We start from the raw sequence: 23,647 nt of genomic DNA, 5'->3' as shown, positions 1-23,647 counted from the left end.
AAATCAGCATCATGGCGTCCACGCCCGGTCGGAAACGAGCCTGTCTCGCGGGATCGCGCGCGGCGCGGCCTTGTTGCACCGCGACAACAGAGTTGACTCGCGTTCCGATTCGTGAGCCCTCGCGGGGACTGATGACCGACACCGGCAGCCCCCTCCTCGCCGCAGCGATCGCGCGAACCGTTCGCGCCTCCACCCGCTTCGCCTGGGCGGTCATCGCCGGCTACATCGTCCTCGCCGCGCTGGCCGCCGTCTATGCGGCGAGTCACATCGCCATCACCACCGACAGCAGCAAGCTGCTGTCGAGTTCGCTGCCCTGGCGCCAGCAGGAGATCAGGCTCGACGCGGAATTCCCGCAGCGGACCGACCTCATCACCGCGGTGATCGACGCGACCACCCCGGAGGCCGCGGAAAAGGCGGCGAGCGCGCTCGCGAACGCGCTGCAGCAGCGACCGGACCTGATACGCACGGTGAGCCGCCCCGGCGGCGGCCCGTTCTTCGCCCGCGAGGGCGTGCTCTTCCTCTCGCTCGACGAGGTGAAGAGCGACACCGCCCAGCTCATCAAGGCGCAGCCGTTCCTCGGCACGCTCGCCGCCGACCCGACGTTGCGCGGGATCACCGGCGCGATCTCGCAGTCGGTCGAGGGCCTGCGGGTGGGAAAGACGACGCTCGAGAACATGAAGCCGGCGATGACCGCCATCGCCGACGCGATCGAGGCCGTTCTCCAGGGCAAGAGTCCGGCCTTCTCCTGGCGCCGGCTCATCACCGGCCGCGAACCGGAACCCTCGGAGCTGCGGCGCTTCGTCAACGTCCAGCCGGCGCTCGACTACGGCGATCTTCAGCCCGGCGGCAAGGCGACCAAGGCGATCCGCGCAACGGTCGAGGCGCTCGGCCTGACGCCGGCGAACGGCGTCAGGGTGAGGCTGACGGGATCGGTGCCGCTCGCCGACGAGGAATTCGCGACCGTCGCCGACGGCGCCGCGCTCAACGGCCTGGTGACGGTCCTCGTGGTCCTGTTCGTCCTCTGGCTCGCTCTCAAACAGGCGCGCCTCATCGTCGCCGTCCTCGTCAATCTCGTGGTCGGACTCCTCTTCACCGCCGCGGCGGGCCTCTGGATGGTCGGCGCCCTGAACCTGATCTCGGTCGCCTTCGCCGTGCTGTTCATCGGGCTCGGAGTCGATTTCGGCATCCAGTTCAGCGTCCGGTTCCGCGCCGAGCGCTACGCCGACGACGACCTCGCCGCGGCTCTCCAGGGAACCGGCCGGGTCGTCGCGGGGCCGCTGCTGCTGGCCGCCGCCTCGATCGCAGCCGCCTTCTACTCGTTCCTGCCGACGGCCTATGTCGGTCTGTCCGAACTCGGCCTGATCGCCGGAACCGGCATGATCATCGCCTTCGCGACCACCGTCACGCTGCTGCCGGCGCTGATCGCGACGCTGAGGCCCGCGGGCGAAAAGGCGCCGGTCGGCTTCGCCGCGCTCGCGCCCGTCGACCGCTTCCTCGACCGCCGCCGCAACTGGATCGTCGGGGCGACGCTGACCGCGGTCGTCCTCGGCCTGCCGCTGCTGGCGTACCTGCGCTTCGACTTCAACCCGCTGAACCTGCGCTCGAAACACGCCGAATCGGTCGCGACCCTGCTCGACCTGATGCGCGATCCGGACACGAGCCCGAACACGATCGACGTGCTCGAAAGCGATCTGCCGCGCGCAGCCGGGCTCGCCGAGAGGCTCCGGGCGCTGCCCGAGGTCGCCCACGCGCGCACGATCCTGGATTTCATCCCGAAGGACCAGGACGAGAAGCTGGCGCTGATCGACGACGCCAGTTTCTTTTTCCAGAACACCATGACACCCGACCAGGTCAAGCCGCCGCCCGCGCCGGTCGAGACGCTGAACGCGCTGCGCAAGACGGCCGACGATCTCTCGGGCGCGGCGGCGGGGGTCGCCAGCCCGGCCGCGGCCGAGGCGCGCCGGCTCGCCGGCCTCATGACCAAACTGGCGAACGCGCCGTACCCGGACCGGGACAAGGCGGAGCATGTCCTGGTCGCGCCGCTGGTCACCACGCTCGATCAGGTGCGCGACCTTCTCGCCGCGGCGCCGGTCGGGCTCGACACGCTTCCGGCCGATCTCACCAGCGCCTGGATCGCTCCCGACGGCGCGGTCAGGATCGAGGTCGCCCCGCGCGGCGACGGCAACGACAACGCGGTGCTCGGCCGTTTCGTCCGGGCGGTCCGCGCCGTCGCGCCGCAGGCCACGGGAACGCCGATCTTCGTGGTCGAGGCGGCGGCGACCATCGTCAGGGCGTTCCTTCAGGCCGCGCTGTGGTCGCTGCTGTCGATCACGCTCATCCTGTTCATCGTGCTCAGGCGCTGGACCGACGTGCTGCTGACGCTCGTGCCGCTCATGGTGGCGATCGTCGCGACGCTCGAAATCTGCGTGGCGACCGGCATGCCGCTCAACTTCGCCAACATCATCGCGCTGCCGCTCCTGCTCGGCGTCGGCGTGGCGTTCAAGATCTACTACGTCATGGCGTGGCGGGCGGGGGAGACGAACTTCCTGCAATCGCCGCTGACGCGCGCGGTTCTGTTCAGCGCCTGCACCACGGCGACCGCCTTCGGCTCGCTGTGGTTCTCGCACCATCCGGGCACGTCGAGCATGGGCCGGCTGATGGCGCTGGCGCTCGTGACGACGCTCGCGGCCGCGGTGCTGTTCCAGCCCGCCCTGCTCGCGACGCAGCGCAAGACCCACCCCGATCGCTGATCCGCCAGTCCCGATCGGCGCGGACTGTTGCAGAACCGCAATAGTCGGCGGGGGAACGGTCTGCTAACGTCAGCCCGGCTGGGTCTGATTTGTTTTGAGTACGAGCCGGTGACCCGCGTTGCGGGACGGGATTGTCGCGCGCCAATTCGAAGGAAGCGATTGAATGCACCGCGCTGGACCCGGATTGGCGCCTATGGCCGCGCTGGCGCTGGCGGCGCTGCTGTCTGCCTGCGCCGGCGCGCCGCGCGACGTCTCGCTGCCGATCGACGATCCCAACGAGGCGACCAACAAGAAAGTCTTCGCCTTCAATCAGGCGATTCTTCACCCCCCCGCGACGGTGATCAAGGCGTTGCCCGCTCCCCTGATCGACCGATTGCGCGACGTGGACAGCAACCTGAAAGAGCCGCGCATCTTCGCCAACGACATCCTGCAGGGTCGCCTCAACGCCGCCGGGATCACGCTCGCCCGCTTCGTGTTCAATTCGACCTTCGGCCTCGGCGGCCTGTTCGACGTCGCCGGCCGGGGCGGCCTGCCGAAGCAGACCGGCGACTTCGGCCAGACCCTGTTCGTATGGGGCGTGCCCGCCGGCACCTATGCGGTTTCGCCGTATTTCGGCCCGGGGACCCAGCGCGACGTGGTCGGCGGCACGGTCGACCTTGCCGCCGATCCGGTCGGCTGGTCGCTCGGCTTCATCGGATGGGGGGCGGGGGCGGCAGCGGGCGGCCTCGGCGCGACCGTCCGTCTCGGCCAGCTCAAGGAGGCCGAGGACGCCTCGATCGACTTCTACAGCTTCCTGCGCTCCGATTATTATCAGCTCCGCCGGGCCGACCTGCGGGAAGCCCTCGGCATGCCGGCCGTCACCGAGTCGCCGGCGACGATGTCTCCGGCGGGCAGTAAGTAGGCAGTCGGCAGTAGGCAGTAGGCAGTCGGATCGTTTCCTGACGCCTGCGTCAAAGCGCTTGTTGGCAGGATAAGCAGTAGCTGGCAGGCAGCAAGACGCACGAAGCCTAGGCTATTGTTTCTTGCGCGGCGTTTCGCCAAACGACGAGTTCTTAATTCCTGTTTCCTTATCGCCTACTGCCTACTGCCTACTGCCTACTGCCTACTGCCGACTGCCTTCCCCCCCGACGCCGAAGCGCTCGACATACACCGACGCCCGCTCCCGCTCCCGTTCCGGATCGATGCCGAAATCGTCCGGCCGGTAGCGGTTGGCGCCATAGCCTCCGTTCGGCGCCCGGGCCACTTTCGCCGCCATCGCCGCGCTCGCCTCGGCCGACAGGTCGAGCCCGAACGCGTCGTAGATCCGCGCGACCGTTCCGACCGGATCGGCGACGAGCGAGCGATAGCGGACGTGCGCGAGTTTCAGAGGGAAAGACGAATCGTCGGCGAGCGCCGTCATCCGGCGCATCCCGTCCTGCCAGTAGTCGGCGACCTGACGCCCGATGTCCCTGCGGTCGACAGCGGCCGTGAACGGCGCCCGCAAAAGCTCGGTCAGGCGGGCGGCCGAGGCGAGCACATGGCCGGGGTCGCGGTGGACGAGAACCAGCATCGCGTCGGGGAACGCCCGGACCAGCGCGTCGATCGAAAACACGTGCTCGGGCGACTTCAGGACCCAGCGTCGCGGCGCGCCGCCGGGTCCCTGGAGATGACGGAGAAACCGCTGCAGATAGCGATAGCCGTCGTCGAACCCGGAACGGTCGAGCCAGGCGCGGTAGGACGGCGCGCGATAGACGTCGTTGAAGCGCGGGCTGCGCAACACGTGACTGGTGATCTCGATGCATTCCTGCGGCGCGTCGGCCTCGACCGGATGAAGGTTCTTGATCCCGGGCGAGAGGCGGGCGAAGAGCCCGAGCTCCAGTTTGGCCTTGCCGCGGCCGGCGGCGAAGCCTGCGGCGCGCGGATAGGGATAGATCGACTCCCAGATCCGCGGCGCGCGGTTGCGTGGATCTTCCGCCAACAGTCCGTGCAGAAAGGTGGTGCCGCTGCGCGGCAGGCCGGCGACGAAGATAGGCGGCGCGAACGGCCGGGCCGCAATCGCCGGATCCGCGCGCTCCTTCTGCGCCAGAATGAGCACCGTCGACAGCATCCGCACGAGGTCCGAGGCCGCCGCGAGGCGCCCGAACGGCGTAAGCCGCGACTCGCGCTCGAGGCTCGAGGTCAGAGCGGCGAGCGCTTCAGCGCGGCGGGGTTCGGCGAGCGGCCCCGGGTCGGATCGCGCGGCCCTCGCCGCGGCGGCGATCAGCAGATCCGGCTCGAGCCGAGCCGGGGCGAGCGCCGAGCCGGCGAGGCCCATCAGTCCACGGAGGATCATCCGACCGCCCGGGAGCAACGCCGGTCGCGCGCGAGCCGAGTCCCGGCGCAGCCGACAGAGACGCCGAAAGCGGGGAGCCGTGTCGTCATCGGGCAGACCTCCGATTGTGAAAGCGGCGCGTCTCGACGGCCGCTGGCCCGAGTCGCACGCGACGTTCCTTAGCCGATGGACGCAACGCCTGTCACCGTCCCCGACCGCCTTCCCGCCGGTTGCGCCGTCCCGTCGAGCTGGCGGTCCGCGCCCACTGGCGCCGCCCCGGGCCAGGACCGCCGGGAGGACCGCCGGCCCGGAATGCGACGCGGTGAACGGGTCGAAAGTTCTTTTCTTTTGCACGAGCCTATGCTATCTATATTCTGTTTTACGGAACGCTACCGGTTCGACGCGGCCGAGAGCGCGCCCTCGACGCTGTTTGAAACTTCGAAAGAATCCGATTGGCGCGGACACGGGATTCCGGCGGCGCCGGCCGAGCGGGACAATGGGTAACAGCCAAGCCGGGGGGAGGAAGTGGGCAAACCCCTCTCCCTCAGGGAGAGGACAGGCCGCGAAGCGGCCAGGTGAGGGTGCGCCACGCCGACGGTCGGCGTTCCGAGCCCTCATCCTGCCGGGCTTCGCCCGGCTGTCCTCTCCCCAAGGGAGAGGGCGGCGCCGCCTCGGGAGTTACCGCCGCCCGTAACTCCCAAGCCGGTGGCCAACAGCGCCGTCATCGCGAGCGAAGCGAAGCGATCCAGGGCCGCTGGGCCGCTGTCGCGCCCTCTGGTCGTCCCGCCGCCCTTCCTTGCGAGCAATTTCTTCCGCAGGAGGCAAGCGGCGGCATGGGTTGCTTCGTCGCTTTGCTCCTCGCAATGACGGGGTTGGGAGTTACGTCACTCTTGTAACTCCCAACCCCGTCATTGCGAGGAGCAACCCCCGGGTCGAAGAGCCCGGGGGACGACGCAATCCACGACGCTGTTTGCGTGCATTTTGCAAGAATTGCTCCGTCTTCTGCTCGCAACGAAGCCCGAAGGACGGCCTGGCGGTCCACGAGCTGCAACAGTAGCCCAGCGGCCCCTGGATCGCCGCGCTTCGCTCGCGATGACGGCGTTCTTCGGCGTCCACCTTGGGAGTTACCGCCGCCCGGAGAATTCCGCGCAAGGCTTTGACAACGCTCAAAACCGGCCCGCCGCGGGTCGCGTCCCCTCGATCACGCGCGCTCAGGATTGCGTCTGGAACCGAGCCTGCTCGACCCTGATCACGCTTTCGATCGTGTCGTCGCTCATTCCGTGAGCGGCGCTGGCGAAACTCGCGTCGCGCGCGTCGAAGCCGACCACGACGCGGACGTAGCCGGGATCGGCGCAGATGCAGACGGTCGGATCGAAGGCCACCCAGCCGAGCCGGGGCACGTGGGCCTCCGCCCAGGCGTGCGCGCCGGCCTCCCCGTCAGGCTCCTCGAAGGCGCGATAGCCGGTGACGAAGCGGGCCGGGGCGCCGAGGGCGCGGGCGCAGGCGATGAAAATGTTGGCGAAGTCGCGCGCCCGACCCCGCCTGAGCGCGAAGGCTTCAGCAGCCGAATCCGGATCGTCAGTCTGATAGGGGTCGAAGCTCATCACCCGGTGCAGTTCGGCCATCAACCTGTGCAGGGCGTCGAGCGGGTCCTGCGCGCCGCCGGCCGACTCGATGGCGAAGGCGCGCAACGCCCCGTTGACGTGCGCCAGAGGACTGTCTCGCAGGTACATGTCGGTCGGCAGCCGCTCGGCCGTCCCGCGAATCACGCCGGCCGAGTCGCTCGTCTCGACTTCGCCGCGCGCCGTCACCGTCAGGCGCTCGATGGGCGCGCCGTGGTGGGAGAACGTGCTGACGACGTTGCCGTGCGCGTCCTCCGAGGTCTTGATCGCGCTGTCGATGTCGAGGGCGACCCGCCAGAACAGCAGATACTGACTGTCGAACCCGTGCGGCGTCAGCCGCAGGTTCTGGATCAGCATCCGCGCCGGCGGCGCATAGCGATGGGTCGTCTCGTGCGAAATCCGGATCCGCAATCCATGCCCCCGCTCAGGTGAAGAGATATTGCTCGGAAATCGTGCTCGACAGACGGGCGTTGTCCTCGATGAACGCCGTGATGAACTCGTGCAGCCCGCCCTGGAAGATCTGGGTCATGCTGGCGCGCTCCAGTCTGGCGTGCATCGCCCTGGCGTGCCGCTGCGCCAGGCCGCTGCGGCCGTCGTCGCGCGCGAGACTGTCCAGCGCCCGATCGATGCTCTCGTAACAGGAAATCAGCGATCGCGGCATGGCCCGCTTGAGGATCAGGAGATCGGCGATCAGCCAGGGCTTCACCCGGTCGCGATAGACCCAGTGGTAGGCGGTCGCCGCCGACACGGCGCGCAGGATGGCGACCCACTGAAAATAGTCGAGCGAGCCGCCGATCTGCTCGGTCGACGGCAGCAGCAGATGATACTTGACGTCGAGCAGGCGCGCGGTGTTGTCGGCGCGTTCGATGAAGATGCCGAGCCGGTTGAACCAGTAGGCGTCGTTGCGCAGCATGGTGCGGTAGCAGGAGCCGTCGAAGTCGAGCGACGCCTTCTTGACGTAGTCGAGGAAGCGGGTCAGCGCGACCCGGTCCATCGGGCGCGAGAACCGATGGCTCGCCTCGAAGCGCTTGAGCTCGAGCCAGGCGTCGTTGATCGCCGTCCAGGTCTCGGCGGTGAGCGCGGTGCGCACGGCGCGGCCCGCGGTGCGGGCGTTCTCGAGGCAGTTGCAGATCGACGACGGATTGCTGCGGTCGAAGGTCAGGTATTCGACCGCGTTTTCCTCATCGAGGTCGCCATGCGCCTCGATGAAGCTGTCGTAGGCGCCGGCGGCGTTGAGCGCGCCTTCCCATTCGCCGGTCTTCTCGCCCTCGGTCTTGGGCAGATATTCGAGTCTGAGCGTCGCCTCGATGGTGCGGGCGATGTAGTCGGCGCGCTCCATCGCGCGGGCGAGCCAGAACAGGTTGTCGGCGGTGCGGGCGAGCATGGTTCAGTCCTCGTCCTCGATGTCGTCGACGATCCAAGTGTCCTTGGTGCCGCCGCCCTGGCTGGAATTGACCACGAGCGAGCCTTCCTTCAGCGCGACGCGGGTGAGGCCGCCGGGCACGATGCGCACCGAATCCGCGCCGGACAGAACGAACGGGCGAAGATCGACGTGTCGCGGCGCGACCCCCTTATCGAACGAGGCGGGACAGGTCGAGAGCGCCAGCGTCGGCTGGGCGATGTAATTGGCAGGATCGGCCTTGATCTTGGCTGCGAACTGCTCGCGCTGGGCCTGGGTCGCGTGCGGTCCGACCAGCATCCCGTAGCCGCCCGAGCCGTTGACCTCCTTGACCACCAGCTGATCGAGCCGCTCCAGCACATATTTGAGGCCGTCGGGTTCGCGACAGCGGTAGGTCGGCACGTTCTTCAGCAGAGGCTCCTCGCTGAGGTAGAAGCGGATCAGGTCGGGCACGTAGCTGTAGATCGCCTTGTCGTCGGCCACTCCGGTGCCGACTGCATTCGCAATGGTCACGTTGCCCGCCAAATAGGCGCCGATCAGGCCGGGCACGCCGAGCACCGACTGGGGGTTGAACACCAGCGGATCGAGAAAGTCGTCGTCGACGCGCCGGTAGATGACGTCGACCCTTCGCGGTCCGAGCGTCGTGCGCATGAACACCTGGTCGTCCTCGACGAACAGGTCGCGCCCCTCGACCAGTTCGACGCCGAGCTTGTCGGCGAGGAACGAATGCTCGTAGTAAGCCGAATTGTACAGACCCGGGGTGAGGACAACGATCGTCGCCTCGCTGCGATCCTGTCGCGGCGCAACCGAGCGCAGGCAGGCGAGCAACTCGTCCGGATAATCATCCACCGGCGCGACGCTGTGCCGGGCGAACAGGTCCGGCAGGAGCCGCATCGTCACCTCGCGATTTTCCAGCATGTAGGAGACCCCCGAGGGCGTGCGGGCGTTGTCCTCGAGCACGTAGAAGGACTCGTCGTCCACGCGGACGATGTCGATTCCGGCGATGTGCGCCCAGATGTCGTGCGGCGCGCGCCTCCCGATCATTTCCGGACGATAGAACGGATTGCGCAGGATCAGCTCGGGCGGGATGATCGACTCGTTCAGAATCCTGCGCGCGCCGTAGACGTCGGTGAGGAACATGTTCAGGGCCTTGACCCGTTGGGTCAGGCCGGCCTCGAGCTTCCGCCATTCGGCGCGCGAGATCAGGCGCGGCACGATGTCGAACGGAATCAGGCGCTCGGCCGCGTCCTTGTCGCCGTAGACGCCGAAGGTGATGCCGATCCGGCGAAACATGTATTCGGCCTGGGCCCGGCGCGAGGCCAAAAGCTCCGCCGGCGTCTCCTCAAGCCAGCGCGCCACCTTGCGATAGAGCGCGCGCGCCGGCTCGCCCTCACGCCCCATCTCGTCAAACGCTGCAACCCCCGCCATGCCGTTTCCTGTTGCTCACGCGACGGATCGTCCGCCGTCTTTCGACTGCTTAGCAAATTCCATGCCGAACGCGAGGGACAGAGCTTCGTCGCCCGACAGCGCCCGCCCGGCGGGTACGGCGCCAAAATCGGCCCCAGTTCTAAGCGATTCGGCCAGCATGAGTCGGAAATCTTCGCGCGAGACGGCGACGGCGCCGAGGCTCGCCAGATGCTCGGTCAGGAACTGCGTGTCGAGCAGCCGATAGCCGCCCGCCCTCAGCCGTGCGAACAGATGCACCAGCGCCGCCTTGGACGCGTCGCGGACGCGATGGAACATGCTCTCGCCGAAGAAGACGCTGCGCAGGCTCACCCCGTAAAGTCCGCCGACCAGTTCGCCGCTCTGGTAGACCTCGACCGAATGGGCGTGGCCCGCGTCGTGAAGGCTACAGTACAGCCTGAGAATTTCGTCGTTGATCCAGGTGTTGTCGCGTTCGGCGCAGGCGCGCATCACCGCAGAGAAGTCGCGGTCGGCGACCACCTCGAACCGGCCCGATCGCACCGTCTTGGCGAGGCTCCTGGAGACGACGAGGCCATCGAGCGGGAACACGCCCCGCTCATGGGGCTCGACCCAGAAGAGCTCCGTCGACTCCCGGCTCTCGGCCATTGGAAAGACGCCGATCGAATAGGCCCGGAGGAGGATGTCCGCCGTCAGTTCGAATTTGCGCGGACCGGATTTCATGGCGCAATGATGGTGAGACGATGCGAGGCGGACGTCAAGGCGACTGAGCACGTGGGCGATGGTTCACGGGACAATCCGCCGCGTTGACGCGAACGTCGTCGAAGGCTTCCCTTCGCGGCAACGCGCGACGCTTTCGACGCCTCGCCAGGCTCGATACGGAACGCGCGCATCGACCGCAAGAGCGTGAAAGGAAACCCGTGATGACGGCTGGGCAGGGAGGGACCAGGTCCGAACGCGTCGGGCCGCTGGCCCGCGTCGGGGCGGCGCTGGCCGACTGGAGCGAGCGCTGGTTTCCCGACGCCTACGTCTTCGCCGCGATCGCGGTGGTGATCGTCTGCGTCGCCGCCCTCGCAATGGGGCGCACCCCGATGCAGGTCGGAACGGATTTCGGCAAGTCGTTCTGGACCCTGATCCCGTTCACCATGCAGATGAGCTTCGTCGTCATCGGCGGCTACGTCCTCGCGGTCGCGCCGCCGGTCAAGCGCCTCGTGGTGGCGCTGGCGCGCGTGCCGAGAACCCCGAGAGGGGCGGTCGCCTATGTCGCCTTCGTCGCCATCGCCTCGTCGCTGCTGAGCTGGGGCTTCAGCTTGATCTTCGCTGGGATTCTCAGCCGCGAGGTCAGCAAGCGGATCAAGGGGGTGGACTATCGCGCGGTCGGCACGGCGGCCTATCTGGGCCTCGGCAGCGTCTGGGCTCTGGGGTTCTCGTCCTCGGCGGCGCTGCTGATGTGCACCAAGGGGTCGATCCCGCCGGCGCTGCTGAAGATCAGCGGCGTCATCCCGCTCACCCAAACCCTGTTCACCTGGCAGAACCTCGTGATGATCGTCGTCCTGATGGCGCTCTCGGTGTGGGTCGCCTACGCTTCCTGCCCCGGCGCCGACACCGCCAGGACCATCGAGATGGCCGGCCTCTCCTACAAGGATGAGGAAGCCGTCGTCGACAAGCCGAAGACGCCCGGCGAATGGCTCGAGTTCAGCCCGATTCTGACCCTCGTGATCGTGGTCCTCGGGGTCATCTATCTCTACGGCCTGTTTGCCGAGAAGGGCCTGCTCGCGGCGGTCGACCTCAACAACTACAATTTCGCCTTCCTGATCGCCGGCATGCTGCTGCACTGGACGCCCCGCTCCTATCTGCGCGCGGCCGGGCGGGCCGTGCCGATGACCGGCGGCGTGCTGCTGCAGTTTCCGCTGTACGCCGGGATTTTCGGCGTCCTCGTCGGCTCTGGTCTGACCGACGTGCTGGCCAGGTTTTTCGTCTCGATCTCGACGCATGACACCCTGCCGTTCGTGATCGGCGTCTATTCGGCGGTGCTGGGGCTGTTCCTGCCCTCGGGCGGGGGAAAATGGATCGTCGAGGCGCCCTATGTGCTCGAGGCGGCCAACCAGCTCAAGGTCAACCTCGGCTGGATGGTTCTGGTCTACAACGCCGCCGAGGCGCTGCCGAATTTCATCAACCCGTTCTGGATGCTGCCGCTGCTCGGGCTGACCGGGGTGAAGGCGCGCGATCTGGCTGGCTACTCGATCCTGCAACTCATCATCCTCGCCCCCGTCGTGCTCGTCATGCTGTGGGCGCTGGGCCTGACGCTGCCCTACGTCGCGCCGATCCTTCCGTAAGGGCTCTCCTGAGGGCGGCTGGCCGCCCCGCGCGCGCCCGTCGCCCAGGCCGGTCACAGGACCGGCTCGGGCGCTGTCCGGGCGGCCCGCACGGCGAAGGCCAGAACCGTCGGGCAGTCCTCCATGAGCGCTGACGCCGCCCGGTCCCGCGCCGGCCCGGCGCGCGCCGCGGGCGCGACCACGGCGAGCGCGTCCGCCGCACGCGCCGCCTCTCTCGCCCATGCGCTCCGCCAGTCGGACGCGTGGAGGACGACCGCCCCGTAGGAGGCCGCGAAGGCGGTCAGCGCATCGCCGAGGGGCCCGCTTCCCGGGTTTGCCCCAGCCAGGACGACGTCCAGGGTCGAGGAGAGGTCGCGCCGGATCACCTCGCCGAAGCCGGCGCGCCCGGCGACGAGATCGGAAAGGCCCGGGATCGCCGGCACGTCGCCCTCGTCCCGGTGAAGGATGTCGGCGAGCCACTCCTGCGTCCGTCCCAGATCGATGAACGCCGTCGCGCGCGCTGCGGCGAACCGGCGCGCCGTCTCGAGCGCCACCGCCAGCGCCCGCCCGGACTCGTCGCCCGCGACGAGAACGACCAGATTCCCGGCCGGTTTGAGACGGCGGAGCGTCGCAACCAGCGTCGCAACGTCGTCGAGCGCGCCTGCGGGCGCCGCATGCGGGAAAGGCTCCGGGACATCGACGGGCGCGGAGGCCCCCGATTCGGGCCGCGCCCCCGCTATGGAGCCCGGCGTCGTCGGGTCGAGCGCCGCCGTCGTGGGCGCGGACCGACGGCGCGCGCCTGCGAGCGCGGCGAGCGACGCGGCCAGGCTGCCGAGACCGAAGCCGGCCGCGGTCCCGATGGCCAGGGTCGACGCAGTCTTCGGGAAAACCGGTGAGCGCGGCGGTTCCGCCCGCATGACGATCCGGGCGGTCCCGGCTTCGGCCTCGGCCGCCTCGCGGGATTCCAGCTCGCGAGCCATCTGTCGGTATGACTGAAGCGCCTCGCGCGCCGTCTGCGCCTCACGTTCGAGCGCGCGCAGCGCCGACGCCGATGTCGGCGCAACCGAAACGGCGGCGGCCGCCTTCGATCGCTCGGCGAGCGCAGTCTCGAGCGCGTCGGCCTCGTCCGCCGCCCGGCGCGCCTCCGCTTCGCTCGCGCGCGATTCTCTCTCGACCGCATCGCGAATCTGGCCGTCGACGGCGGCGAGTTCGGCGGCGAGGTCCTTCATGCGGGGATGCAGCGGCAGCAGCGTCCGCGACGCGTCGGCGATTTCGGCCCGGATCGGGGCGCGCTGCTCGAGCAGGCGCCGCAAGGGGTCGTCGGCGAGCGACGGCGGCAGGTCGGCGAGACGCCCTTCCTGCGCGAGCCGGCGCAATTGCGCCGCCTTCCCCGCCGCCGCGGCCGAGGCGGCGCGCGCGGCGGAAAGCTTCGCCTCCAGCTCCGTCTCGTCGGCCCCCTGCCCCGCCGCGTTCGCCGGCGGGGCGGTCCGAAGGCGCTCGGCCTCGACGTTCGCCTCCGCCTCCGCGACCCTGGCCGTCGCGTCCTCGATCGTCTTGCCGAGCCGGGCCTCGACGGCGCGAACGGACCTCGCCCGCGCCTCGTCGAGCGACTGGACGGCAAGTTCCGCGACCGTATTGGCGGCCCGCGCCGCGAGCTCCGGGTCGCGCGCCTGGAACGCGATGCGGATCGCCCGCGATCCGGTCGCCGGCGTGACGCCGAGGCGCGAGAGAAACCGGCCGGGCGCGTCCTCGCCGCGGAACTCGGGATCGACGGCGAGCTGCAGCCTGTCAATCGCCGCGCGGGCGACGTCGAGGGATTCGATCGACTGCGCCAGCGCCTCCGGGTCCTCCGGCGTCATGGAGCCCGAGGCCGAAAACCGCGGCGGCTCGGCGGGAGAGATGACGGCCGACGCCGTGTAGCGCGGCGGCGCGACGGAGACGAACGCCGCCGAGGCGAGAGCGCCCGCCAGCGTCGCGGCGGCGATCCAGCTCCAGCGGCGGCGCACGCCCGGCAGAAAACCTCGAGCCGCTGGGGTTGCTTGGCGGGTGTCGTGTTCGCCGGCCATGGCGTCTGTTCCTTCATGCGCGCGAAGCGCCCGCAAGTTTCCCGTCCAGTCTCTTTCGACATGGTTTCTCCCGGGTTAAGAGCGCGCCCGCGTCAGCCGTTTGTTAACCATACGCCGATAGACCGGACCGAGCGCAAACCCCCTGCGGCGCGGATGGTGAGTCTCTTGCGAGTCATTGCGGCAATTCTGGCGACCGCTGCGCTCGCCGGCTGCGCGGCGGCGCCCCGCGAGGAGCGCGCCGAGGCGCCGGCGCCTCAGGCGGTCGTCAACGCGCCCTATCGCCTGGCGAGCGGAGATCGCCTGCGCATCCTCGTCTTCGGCCAGAACGACCTCACCAACAGCTACAACGTTGACAGTTCGGGCGCCGTCTCGATGCCCCTGATCGGCCGGCTCCCGGCGCAGGGTCTCACGACCGCCGAACTCGAGCGCATGGTCGCGGCGCGGCTGCGCCAGGGCTACATCCGCGACCCGAGCGTCTCGATCGAGGTCGAGGATTTCCGGCCTTTTTTCATCCTGGGCGCGGTGTGCTCGGCCGGGCGCTATCCGTTCATCAGCGGAATGACCGTCCAGCAGGCGGTCGCAGTCGCCGGCGGGTTCGCGCCCCGCGCCTTCGAGACGAGCGTCGACATTACCCGGACCGTGGACGGACGGACGACCACATTCGCCGCTCCGCTCGCCTATCCGGTCCGCCCGGGCGACACGATCACTGTCGGGTCCGGATTGTTCTAGCGACGGCGCCGGCCTGTCCCGGGCATTGGTCGAATCGACCGATGACTGTACGCCGGCGAGACCGTATATTGGGCCGGCCGACAAGACCTGGGCGCCTCCGGCGAACCGGCGCGGCAGGGGGCGCGATGCGCCGACGGCAAGGGAGGGACTGCATGAAGGTCGAAAGCAGTGGAGCCGCTTGGGATCCTATGGTCCTCGCCCGGGAGCTCCAGACCATCGCGGAGCAGAGCCAGAGGCTCATGCTGAACTATCTCGCGCGGCAGCCGGACGACGGCCATGTCGGCCTGAACGACCCGGGCGCCCTGGGCGGGGCCTTTCTCGACCTGCTGACCAAGATGATGACCGATCCCGCGGCGGTCGCCTCGGCGCAGATCGATCTCTTCAACGACAGCATGACGGTGTGGCGCCACGCCGCCGAACGGATGCTGCTGATCAAGAGCGACGACCCGCCGCCGCCGAGGGACAAGCGCTTCGCTCACCCGGACTGGAGCGAGAACGCCGTGTTCAGCTTCATCCGCGAGAGCTATCTCGTCGCGTCGAAGTCGCTCCTGACGACCGTGCGCGGGATCAAGGATCTCGACCCCAAGACCGCGCGCAAGGTGGACTTCTACACCCGCCAGTTCGTCGACGCGATGTCGCCCTCGAACTTCCTCGCCACCAACCCGGAAGTGCTGGCCACGACCGTGGAGTCGGGCGGGCAGAACCTGCTGCACGGGCTCGAGCACGTGCTCGCCGACCTCGAGGAGGGACACGGCCGGCTGCAGATCTCCATGACCGGCAAGGACGCCTTCCAGTTCGGCGAGACCATCGCCGCGACCCCGGGCAAGGTCGTGTTCCAGAACGACCTGCTGCAGTTGCTCCAGTACTCGCCGTCGACGGAGACGGTGCGCAAGCGACCGCTGTTCATTATCATGCCGTGGATCAACAAGTTCTACGTGCTCGACCTGCAGCCGAAGAACTCATTCATCAAGTGGGCGGTCGACCAGGGGCACACGGTGTTCGTGCCCTCGTGGGCCAATCCGGACGAAAATCTCGCGCAGACCACGTTCGAGGATTACATGACCCACGGTCTGATCGCGGCGTTCGACGCGATCGAGGCGGCGACCGGCGAGCATGAGCTCAACGCCATCGGCTACTGCCTCGGCGGCACCATGCTCGCCGCCACCATGGCCTATCTGGCGGCCAAGGGCGACAACCGCGTCGTCAGCGCCACCAACTTCGTCACGCTGATCGACTTCACCGAGGTCGGCGACATGGCGGTGTTCATCGACGACGAGCAGATCTCCTCGGTCGAGAAGCGCATGGCCGAGCACGGCTATCTCGAAGCCTCCGACATGGCGATGTCGTTCAACATGCTGCGCTCGAACGACCTGATCTGGTCGTTCGTGGTCAACAACTACCTCTTGGGCAAGGAGCCGGCCCCGTTCGACCTGCTCTACTGGAACGCCGACGCGACCCGCATGCCGGCGGTGATGCACTCGTTCTATATGCGCAACATGTATCAGAAGAACCTCCTGAAGGAGCCGGGCGGCATCACCCTCGCCGGCACGCCGATCGACCTGAGGCTGATCAAGACGCCGGTGTTCATGCTGTCGTGCCGAGAGGACCACCTTGCGCCGTGGAAGTCGACCTACGCCGCGACCCACATCTACGGCGGCCCGGTCACCTTCGTGCTGGCGGCGTCCGGGCATCTGGCCGGGGTCATCAGCCCTCCCGGCAGCAAGTACGGCCACTGGACCAACGACAAGCTGCCCCCGACCCCCGACGAGTGGTTCGCGACCGCGACCGCGCAGAAGGGCTCGTGGTGGCCGCTGTGGGACAAATGGGTGACGCAGTACGCCGGCGGCTGGGTCCCGGCGCGCACGCCCGGCGAGGGCAAGCTGCCGGCGATCGAGGACGCCCCGGGTTCGTACGTGCGGGTGCGGGCGGTCTAGCGCTGAGCGCGGGCGCGGGCCGGGGTCCGCGTCCCCTCCTCCGGCGCGGCCTTTGTCTTCGCCTTCGGTTGTGACGGCTCCGCGAGCCGGGCCTCGCGTTCCGCGGTGTCGCAGCGTCCCGGAGGAGGCTCGATGGCTTGCCATAGCCGGCCATGACGGCGTTGGAGCGGGACTCCTCGCCCGTTGCAGGGCCTCTGCGACATCCGAAGCGAGTCGCCCGCCGACGGCGGGCAAGCCGGCCGCCTCGCCGATTTCGAGCCGGTTTCGAGGCATTTCAAACCGTTGCGACGGAATTTCCGGGCGATCGTCACTGCCGAGGTCGCGTTGTTCGCGAGGAGCCGGACAGGCCGCGCCTGCTAACGGCGGCGTCCCGCCGCCGCCGGGAGAACGAGGGGCGGCACGCGCAGATCCGCATCGTCGATCCAGCGTGCGTTCCACGGCAGACCCCGCCCTTCGACGCGCCACGAAAGAGACCGCTCAACCGCCCATCTCCGACTGGCAAGGCCGGCGACGCGCAAATCCATCACAAATCTTGCTTCGGCATTGGAACAGATATAGAACAAAAGCTCGGCATCGGCAAGACAATGTCGTGAACGAGCGACGCGCCGCTGTCGCCGGAGGCCGCGCCGGCAAACTCGATCACCAAGGGCGAGGCGAGACGGTCGCGCCGGCCGCCCGGTAAGGGACTCGTCCCGGCGACGCCTCACGACGGGGCGCGAAGGCCGGAACGGGGTCTCCGTCTCGGTTGCGGGCGGCGGCTCGACAGCGACGGCCGGCGCGGGCGGCTCTTCGCTCGCGATCGGCTCCGGCCAGCAGTCGGTTACCTTCAGCGGCGGCGGCACGAGCTGGCGCGCCATCAAGGCGTAGCACCGGCGACGGGCGCTTTCGCATCGCCCGCGGCCAGGCGTCCTTCCTTCTTCCCCGGCTTTGCCGGGGAAGGGATCCCCGCTTGTACGATCCGGTTCCATCGCTGTCGGATCGGACCGGACACAGCGCTGACAGATCGATTGCACGGCGAGGCGGGCCCCCGCCGCTGCGCACTTACGCCGGACCGGCGTGACGGCCGGCAAAGACCCGAAGGCTTCGGGGCGTCCGCGGGAGGGAACCGCCCCTGCCCGCCTCAGGCCGGCTGCTTCAGCTTCACCACATTGTGCAACGTGTCGTCGGCGGTGTCGAAGAAGCGGCGGATGCCGCGCGCGGCCTGACGGATGCGCTGCTCGTTCTCGACCAGCGCCAGGCGGACGTAGTCGTCGCCGTGCTCGCCGAAGCCGATGCCGGGCGCGACCGCCACGTCGGCCTTTTCGATCAGCAGTTTCGAGAACTCGAGGGAGCCGAGATGGCGGAACTTTTCCGGCACCGGCGTCCAGGCGAACATCGAGGCGCTCGGCTTGTCGATCGTCCAGCCGGCCGCGCCGAAGCTCTCGATCATCACGTCGCGTCGGCGCTTGTAGGTCGCGCGCATCTCGCGGATGCAGTCCTCGGGACCGTTCAGCGCCGCCGCCGCCGCGACCTGGATCGGCGTATAGGCGCCGTAGTCGAGGTAGGATTTCACCCGCGCCAGCGCCGCGAGCAGCCGCTCGTTGCCGACCGCGAAGCCCATGCGCCAGCCGGCCATGGAAAAGGTCTTCGACAGCGACGAGAATTCCACCGCGACGTCGAAGGCGCCCGGCGCCTGAAGGATCGACGGCGGCGGCTCGTCCTCGAAGTAGACCTCGGCGTAGGCGATGTCGGACAGCACGAAGATCTCGTGCTTGCGGGCGAACAGGACCAGGTCCTTGTAGAAGTCGAGCGAGGCGACCATCGCGGTCGGGTTCGACGGGTAGCAGACCACGACCGCGATCGGCTTCGGGATCGAGTGGACGATGGCGCGTTCGAGCGCGACGAAGAAGTCCGGCGTGGGCTCCGCCGGAACCGAGCGGATGACGCCGCCCGCCATCAGAAAGCCGAAGGCGTGGATCGGATAAGACGGATTCGGCACGAGCACGACGTCGCCCGGCGCGGTGATCGCCTGCGCCATGTTGGCGAAGCCCTCCTTGGAGCCGAGCGTCACCACAACCTGCGTCTCGGGATCGAGCCTCACGCCGAAGCGACGGCCGTAATAGCCGGCCTGCGCCCGACGCAGGCCGGCGATGCCCTTCGAGGCGGAATAGCGATCGGTGCGCGGCTTGCCGACGGTCTCGATCAGCTTGTCGAGGACGTGCTTGGGCGCCGGCAGGTCCGGGTTGCCCATGCCGAGATCGATAATGTCGGCGCCGGCGGCCCGGGCCTTGGCCTTGAGCTTGTTGACCTGCTCGAAGACATAGGGCGGAAGGCGCCGGACGCGGTGAAAGTCGCTCATTTCGAAAAGTCTGTCCTTGGGAGAATGTCCCGATCAACCGGCGCGTTTCGCCGTATCGGTCCTGTTAGCACCGCGAGGGGCCACGCGGCAACGCATGACTACTGGTCGGAAGTCCTGGGCGCGCTTTTCGCCTTCACGGCCTGCGACTTCGCCTGCGCGCCGGCCGCGGCGGCGGGCGGGAAGGCGGCGCGCGCGGCGGCGGCCCGTTTCTCGACCGAATCGAGGTCGCCCCGCAACGCGTCGAGTTGCTTGGTCTCGAGCACGGGCCGGGCGGGCTCGGGCGGCGGCTGGAACACCGGAATGTAGTCCGGCTCCGTCTGCGGGCGCGCCTTCACCACGAAGTCCTGCGGCTGCGGCGAGTCCGTGGCGAAGCCCATCAGTTTCATCACGCTTTTCAGCGGATTGTCGAGGGGATTGCCGGCCTGCTGGGCCGAGGCGGCGGAACAGGCGCCGCATCCGATCGCCAACGCCGCCGCCAGCTGTGTCAGGCTCGTTCCGAAGCGCAATCTCGTCGTCCCGTCAAAAGTCGTTATGGCGTCATGTTGGCCTATTCACCTATTATGACGAAAACGGGACGGGGGGCTCCCCCCAACTCAGCAGGGAACGCTCATCCATGGCAAATCGTCGCGTCAAGCCTTCGAACGCGCGCCCGGAGGCGGCCGCCGTCGACTCGGCCTCGAACCGGGACGCCGCGATCAAGCCTCGACAGGCCTTGGCGCGGGAGCCGGCGGCGGCCGCCACACCCGAGGCGAAGCCGCGCGTTTCCTCCGCCAAGGCGAAATGGGTGAGCGCGCCGCCGCAGGCTGCGCCGCCGCGGAAACCGCGCGCGCGGCCGGGCGCCGACGCGCTCGACGAGTGGGTCAACACGCCGGTCGCCGAACCGGCGCCGACCGAAGCGCCGGCGCCGGCCGCCGCGAGGCCCGCGTTCACAACGGCCGCGAAACGGGCGTCCGCCAAGAGGATCGCCGCGCCCTCGAGGGCGCCCGCGGCGACGGAGCCAAAGCCGAAGCGCAAAGCCGGGTCCGGGCGTCCCGCGGCGGCGGCCCCGGCCGCCGATCGGCCGGCCCCGCCCGACGACGCGGCGCCCGCGAAGTCGGCGTCGAAGCGCGGAATCCGGGCGCGAAAGGCGGAGGCCGGGCGCGGGGACGAACCTGCGGCCGACCTCGGCGCGGCCGGAATGGCCGAGGCGACGCCGGCCGAAGCGGGCCCCGTGGCGTCGACGGCGACGGTCGCAGCCGCACAGGCTCTCGCGTCCGAGGCGCCGGCGGCCGCCGATCAGCTCGCCTCGCGGGCGGCCGGGCCGGACGACGCAGCGCCCACGAAGGCGACGCCTGCGCTGCTGCAGGCGGACGGCGGGCGCGAATTCCCCGCGGCCGAAGCGACGGCGGCCACAGAACCGGCGCGCCCCGCGCCGACTTCGGTCGCGGCCGAGGACGCGGCCGCGCCGACTCCGGTGTCCGCGCCTCCTCCGGCCTCGGAAGCGCCGCCGGCGGCATCCGCCAAGCTCCCGGCCGTGGCCGGGCCCCGCAGTCCCGGCGAGTCGTTCGGCTTCGGGCTCCAGTATCCGGTACCCAACATCGAGGCGCTCGCGCGCAACATGGCGAGCGCCTACGAACACGCCATGAAGGCGTTCACCGCCTACCTGCGCCCGCGCGAGAGCGGCGAGATCAAGACCAAGGTCGCCGACGAGATCGGCGAGATGATCCGCTCCCTCGGGCACGTCGCCGAATATTACATGGCCGATCCGAAGCGCGCGATCGAGGCGCAGACGGCGCTGACGACCCAGTTCATCGACCTTTGGGCGGCGACGCTGCAGCGCTTCCAGGGCCAGTCGGCCAAGCCCGTCGCCGCGCCGGGGTCGCCGGACAAGCGGTTCGCCGACGCGGAATGGCGGGACAATCCGTTCTTCGACTTCCTCAAGCAGGCCTATGTGCTGACCACCGACTGGGCCGAGGATCTCGTCAAGCGCGCCGACGACATGGAGCCGCACGCCCGCCACAAGGCGCAGTTCTACCTCAAGCAGGTGTCGGCCGCGCTCTCGCCCTCGAACTTCATCGGCACCAACCCCGAACTCCTGCGCGCCACCCTCGCCGAAAGCGGCGAGAACCTGGTGCGCGGCCTCAAGATGCTCGCCGAGGACATCGCCGCCGGCAAGGGCAACCTGCGCATGCGCCAGGTCGACGCGCGCGGCTTCGAGCTCGGCGTCAACATGGCGGTCACGCCGGGCAAGGTGATCTTCCGCACCGACCTGATCGAGCTGATCCAGTACGAGCCGTCGACGCCCGAGGCGTACCGGCGGCCGCTGCTGATCATTCCGCCCTGGATCAACAAGTTCTACATCCTCGACCTCAATCCGGAAAAATCGTTCGTCCGCTGGGCGGTGGCGCAGGGCCTGACGGTGTTCGTCATCTCCTGGGTCAATCCGGACGCCCGCCACGCCGACAAGGATTTCGACGCCTACATGAACGAGGGCATCCTCGCCGCGATCGGCGCCATCGAGCAGGCGACCGGCGAGCGCAAGGTGACGACGATCGGCTATTGCGTCGGCGGCACGCTGCTGGCGGCGACGCTCGGCTACATGGCGGCGGTGGGCGACGACCGCATCGACAGCACGACCTTCTTCACCACCCAGATCGACTTCACCGACGCGGGCGACCTGAAGGTGTTCGTCGACGCCGAGCAATTGCGGCAGACGGAGGAGAAGATGGCCGAGCTCGGCTATCTCGAGGGCGCGGCGATGGCGCAGGCGTTCAACATGCTCCGGCCGAGCGACCTGATCTGGTCCTACTACGTCAACAATTACCTGAAGGGGAAGGAGCCGATGGCCTTCGACCTTCTGGTGTGGAACGCCGACGCGACCCGCATGCCGGCCGCGAACCACCGCATCTACCTGCGCAACTGCTACTTCCAGAACGACCTGTCGAACGGGCGGATGGTGATGGGCGGCCAGACGGTGGACCTCAAGAAGGTGACGATCCCGGTCTACGAACTCGCCGCCAAGGAGGACCACATCGCCCCCGCCCGCTCGGCGTTCAACGGGGCCAAGGCGCTCGGCGGCCCGGTCCGCTACGTCATGGCCGGCTCCGGCCACATCGCCGGCGTCGTCAACCCGCCCGGCAAGAAGCCGAAATACCAGTACTGGACCAACGGGCCGGTCGAGGGCAGCTTCGAAGACTGGGTGAAGAGGGCGCACGAGACCCCCGGGTCGTGGTGGCCGGACTGGATCGCGTGGGTGACGGCGCAGGCGCCGGAAAAGGTCCCGGCGCGCAAGCCCGGCGACGGCAAGCTGACGCCGCTGTGCGACGCTCCCGGCGAATATGTGAAGGTGAAGTCGTAGCGCGACCCGCCGCCGGCGCGGCGGCCGGCGGCGAGAGCGGACCGGCTTTCCGCCGCCATCCGCAGGTGAGCCCGGCCAGGGTCCGACTGCGCCCTCCCCTTTCCGCGCCGCAGGGGTCGCCGCCCCGGAAGGGAGATTGACATCGGGTCATTAGTCTACTAAATTTATAGAGTAAGTAGTCTAATGCAGGGCGCGCCTTGCCCTCGAACGCAAACGGTGATGTCATGGCGAGTTCAGAATCCCAAGCATTGTCCGACCTCTACAAGGGCTGGGTGGCGACCCTGGCGGCCCATCCGGATTGGCCGATCGACCAGGTGCGTCGCCTGTTCGAACATTGGGGCGACGTCACGGGCGAGCCCGGCGACGTCGATTATGTCGAGGCGGACGCCGGCGGCGTGCCGGCGCTGTGGGCGATCCCGAAGGGCGCCTCGGCCGATCACGTGATCCAGGCCACCCACGGCGGCGGCTATGTCGTGGGCTCGCGCTACAGCCACCGAAAGCTGTTCGGGCACATCGCCAAGGCGACCGGCGTCCGGACCCTCATCCTCGACTATCGGCGCGCGCCGGAGCATCTGCATCCGGCGCCGGTCGAGGACGCGGTGACGGCTTACCGCTGGCTGCTCGGCCAGGGCTACCAGCCCCGCAACATCGCGCTGACCGGCGACTCGGCAGGCGGCGCCCTGGCGGTGACGACACTGCTGGCGCTTCGCGACCGTGGGCTGCCGCTGCCGTCGGCGAGCGCGCCGCTGTCGCCCTGGTCCGACCTGCTCGCGACCGGCAAGTCGAATACGGAGAACGAGGAGCGTGACCATTTCGTCAAGCGCCACCTGGCCGCGAACCTCTCGGCCGTCTATCTCGGCGACAAGGGCGAGTCTCCGGCCCGGCGCGATCCGCTCGCCAGTCCGCTCTATGCCGACTTCGCCGGTCTGCCCCCGCTCTACATTCAGGTCGGCGGCGACGAGGCGCTGCTCGACGACGCCTCCCGCCTCGCCGAGGCGGCCCGCGCCGCAGGGGTGGACGTCACCTACGAGGTCTGGCCCGAGCAGCAGCACGTGTTCCAGTTTCTCGCCGGGACGGCGCCGGAGGCCGATGACGCGGTCGCCAAGCTGGCCGGCTGGCTGCGCGCCCGTTTCGGCCTGAACGCCGCCGCAGCCTGACCCTCGACGCCCGCGCCGGGAGACTGGCGCGGGCGTTCTTCGGGCGACCGTCGGGCGGCTCGCGGCGACGTTCCGAAAGGCTTTTGCCGCCCCGCCGTCGCGCGCGGCGGCAAACGCGGAAGCGGCCTTGCTCACCTGGCTTGAAGGTCCAGCCCAAGCGATCAGCGACCCTGCGCGGCGTGCTGCGACTCGTTGTCAAACGACATCCGAAAGGGGACCGGCGGCGACATCGAAAAGGATACCACCGGAAGGTTGGGATGATCCGCGTTTTGCGTCCCGCAGGGAGGC

The 23,647-nt window shown here is 68.9% G+C and carries 15 protein-coding genes; 7 read left to right on the top strand and 8 right to left on the bottom strand.

The features are described from left to right. Positions 1-131: 131 nt before the first annotated feature. Both hpnN and DFR50_RS13615 read left to right on the top strand, forming a co-directional pair. Positions 132-2,750, top strand: a complete 2,619-nt coding sequence (gene hpnN / locus DFR50_RS13620; RefSeq protein ID WP_113889825.1) for a hopanoid transporter HpnN — start codon at positions 132-134, stop codon at positions 2,748-2,750. 163 nt (positions 2,751-2,913) lie between these two features. After that, positions 2,914-3,651: an MlaA family lipoprotein gene (locus tag DFR50_RS13615; RefSeq protein WP_113889824.1), complete on the top strand. Its 738-nt coding sequence runs from the start codon at positions 2,914-2,916 to the stop codon at positions 3,649-3,651. Positions 3,652-3,852: 201 nt separating this feature from the next. Here the strand turns inward: DFR50_RS13615 and DFR50_RS13610 are convergent, their stop codons facing one another. From DFR50_RS13610 to aat, 5 genes are all read right to left on the bottom strand, one after another. Further along, on the bottom strand, positions 3,853-5,061 hold the full coding sequence (locus DFR50_RS13610) for a sulfotransferase family protein (RefSeq protein WP_113889823.1): 1,209 nt from the start codon (positions 5,059-5,061) through the stop codon (positions 3,853-3,855). A gap of 1,190 nt (positions 5,062-6,251) precedes the next feature. Beyond that, entirely contained in the window at positions 6,252-7,073 is an 822-nt protein-coding gene (locus tag DFR50_RS13605; RefSeq protein WP_113889822.1) for a transglutaminase family protein, read from the bottom strand. A gap of 13 nt (positions 7,074-7,086) precedes the next feature. Continuing rightward, positions 7,087-8,046 (bottom strand): alpha-E domain-containing protein, encoded by a 960-nt coding sequence (locus DFR50_RS13600; RefSeq protein ID WP_113889821.1) that lies wholly within the window; start codon positions 8,044-8,046, stop codon positions 7,087-7,089. A gap of 3 nt (positions 8,047-8,049) precedes the next feature. After that, on the bottom strand, positions 8,050-9,489 hold the full coding sequence (locus DFR50_RS13595) for a circularly permuted type 2 ATP-grasp protein (RefSeq protein ID WP_113889820.1): 1,440 nt from the start codon (positions 9,487-9,489) through the stop codon (positions 8,050-8,052). Positions 9,490-9,504: 15 nt separating this feature from the next. After that, positions 9,505-10,206, bottom strand: coding sequence for a leucyl/phenylalanyl-tRNA--protein transferase (aat, locus tag DFR50_RS13590; protein ID WP_113889819.1), 702 nt, complete (start codon positions 10,204-10,206; stop codon positions 9,505-9,507). A 200-nt stretch (positions 10,207-10,406) separates the two neighbouring features. Here aat and DFR50_RS13585 point away from each other — a divergent pair, with 200 nt between their 5' ends. Then, on the top strand, positions 10,407-11,819 hold the full coding sequence (locus DFR50_RS13585; RefSeq protein WP_113889818.1) for a short-chain fatty acid transporter: 1,413 nt from the start codon (positions 10,407-10,409) through the stop codon (positions 11,817-11,819). 53 nt (positions 11,820-11,872) lie between these two features. On the opposite strand, the gene DFR50_RS13580 is transcribed toward DFR50_RS13585, so the two are convergent. After that, positions 11,873-13,864: a GumC family protein gene (locus DFR50_RS13580; RefSeq protein ID WP_113889817.1), complete on the bottom strand. Its 1,992-nt coding sequence runs from the start codon at positions 13,862-13,864 to the stop codon at positions 11,873-11,875. A 165-nt stretch (positions 13,865-14,029) separates the two neighbouring features. Here DFR50_RS13580 and DFR50_RS13575 point away from each other — a divergent pair, with 165 nt between their 5' ends. Next, complete coding sequence (locus tag DFR50_RS13575; protein WP_425376076.1) at positions 14,030-14,593, top strand: polysaccharide biosynthesis/export family protein; 564 nt, start codon at positions 14,030-14,032, stop codon at positions 14,591-14,593. A 152-nt stretch (positions 14,594-14,745) separates the two neighbouring features. Further along, positions 14,746-16,527 (top strand): PHA/PHB synthase family protein, encoded by a 1,782-nt coding sequence (locus DFR50_RS13570; protein ID WP_113889815.1) that lies wholly within the window; start codon positions 14,746-14,748, stop codon positions 16,525-16,527. Between the two features lie 1,120 nt (positions 16,528-17,647). On the opposite strand, the gene DFR50_RS13565 is transcribed toward DFR50_RS13570, so the two are convergent. After that, on the bottom strand, positions 17,648-18,865 hold the full coding sequence (locus tag DFR50_RS13565) for an LL-diaminopimelate aminotransferase (RefSeq protein WP_113889814.1): 1,218 nt from the start codon (positions 18,863-18,865) through the stop codon (positions 17,648-17,650). Positions 18,866-18,963: 98 nt separating this feature from the next. Further along, positions 18,964-19,371, bottom strand: a complete 408-nt coding sequence (locus DFR50_RS13560; RefSeq protein WP_113889813.1) for a hypothetical protein — start codon at positions 19,369-19,371, stop codon at positions 18,964-18,966. 107 nt (positions 19,372-19,478) lie between these two features. Between DFR50_RS13560 and phaC the strand changes: the two genes are divergently transcribed. After that, positions 19,479-22,202: a class I poly(R)-hydroxyalkanoic acid synthase gene (phaC, locus tag DFR50_RS33445; protein ID WP_170153208.1), complete on the top strand. Its 2,724-nt coding sequence runs from the start codon at positions 19,479-19,481 to the stop codon at positions 22,200-22,202. 248 nt (positions 22,203-22,450) lie between these two features. Beyond that, positions 22,451-23,359 carry an alpha/beta hydrolase gene (locus tag DFR50_RS13550; protein WP_170153207.1) on the top strand — a complete coding sequence of 303 codons (909 nt, stop codon included), beginning with the start codon at positions 22,451-22,453 and terminating at the stop codon, positions 23,357-23,359. Positions 23,360-23,647: the final 288 nt, after the last annotated feature.

This window comes from Roseiarcus fermentans (genome assembly GCF_003315135.1).
Classification (GTDB): domain Bacteria; phylum Pseudomonadota; class Alphaproteobacteria; order Rhizobiales; family Beijerinckiaceae; genus Roseiarcus; species Roseiarcus fermentans.
Note: the sequence above shows the minus strand (reverse complement) of the source record. Positions and strands in the feature narration are given on the sequence as shown.

Coding starts and splice junctions, on each gene's coding strand:
- phaC (WP_170153208.1), top strand. CDS start 19,479: ATGGCAAATCGTCGCGTCAAGCCTTCGAACGCGCGCCCGGAGGCGGCC.
- hpnN (WP_113889825.1), top strand. CDS start 132: ATGACCGACACCGGCAGCCCCCTCCTCGCCGCAGCGATCGCGCGAACC.
- DFR50_RS13615 (WP_113889824.1), top strand. CDS start 2,914: ATGCACCGCGCTGGACCCGGATTGGCGCCTATGGCCGCGCTGGCGCTG.
- DFR50_RS13600 (WP_113889821.1), bottom strand. CDS start 8,046: ATGCTCGCCCGCACCGCCGACAACCTGTTCTGGCTCGCCCGCGCGATG.
- DFR50_RS13580 (WP_113889817.1), bottom strand. CDS start 13,864: ATGGCCGGCGAACACGACACCCGCCAAGCAACCCCAGCGGCTCGAGGT.
- DFR50_RS13570 (WP_113889815.1), top strand. CDS start 14,746: ATGAAGGTCGAAAGCAGTGGAGCCGCTTGGGATCCTATGGTCCTCGCC.
- DFR50_RS13610 (WP_113889823.1), bottom strand. CDS start 5,061: ATGATCCTCCGTGGACTGATGGGCCTCGCCGGCTCGGCGCTCGCCCCG.
- aat (WP_113889819.1), bottom strand. CDS start 10,206: ATGAAATCCGGTCCGCGCAAATTCGAACTGACGGCGGACATCCTCCTC.
- DFR50_RS13585 (WP_113889818.1), top strand. CDS start 10,407: ATGACGGCTGGGCAGGGAGGGACCAGGTCCGAACGCGTCGGGCCGCTG.
- DFR50_RS13565 (WP_113889814.1), bottom strand. CDS start 18,865: ATGAGCGACTTTCACCGCGTCCGGCGCCTTCCGCCCTATGTCTTCGAG.
- DFR50_RS13595 (WP_113889820.1), bottom strand. CDS start 9,489: ATGGCGGGGGTTGCAGCGTTTGACGAGATGGGGCGTGAGGGCGAGCCG.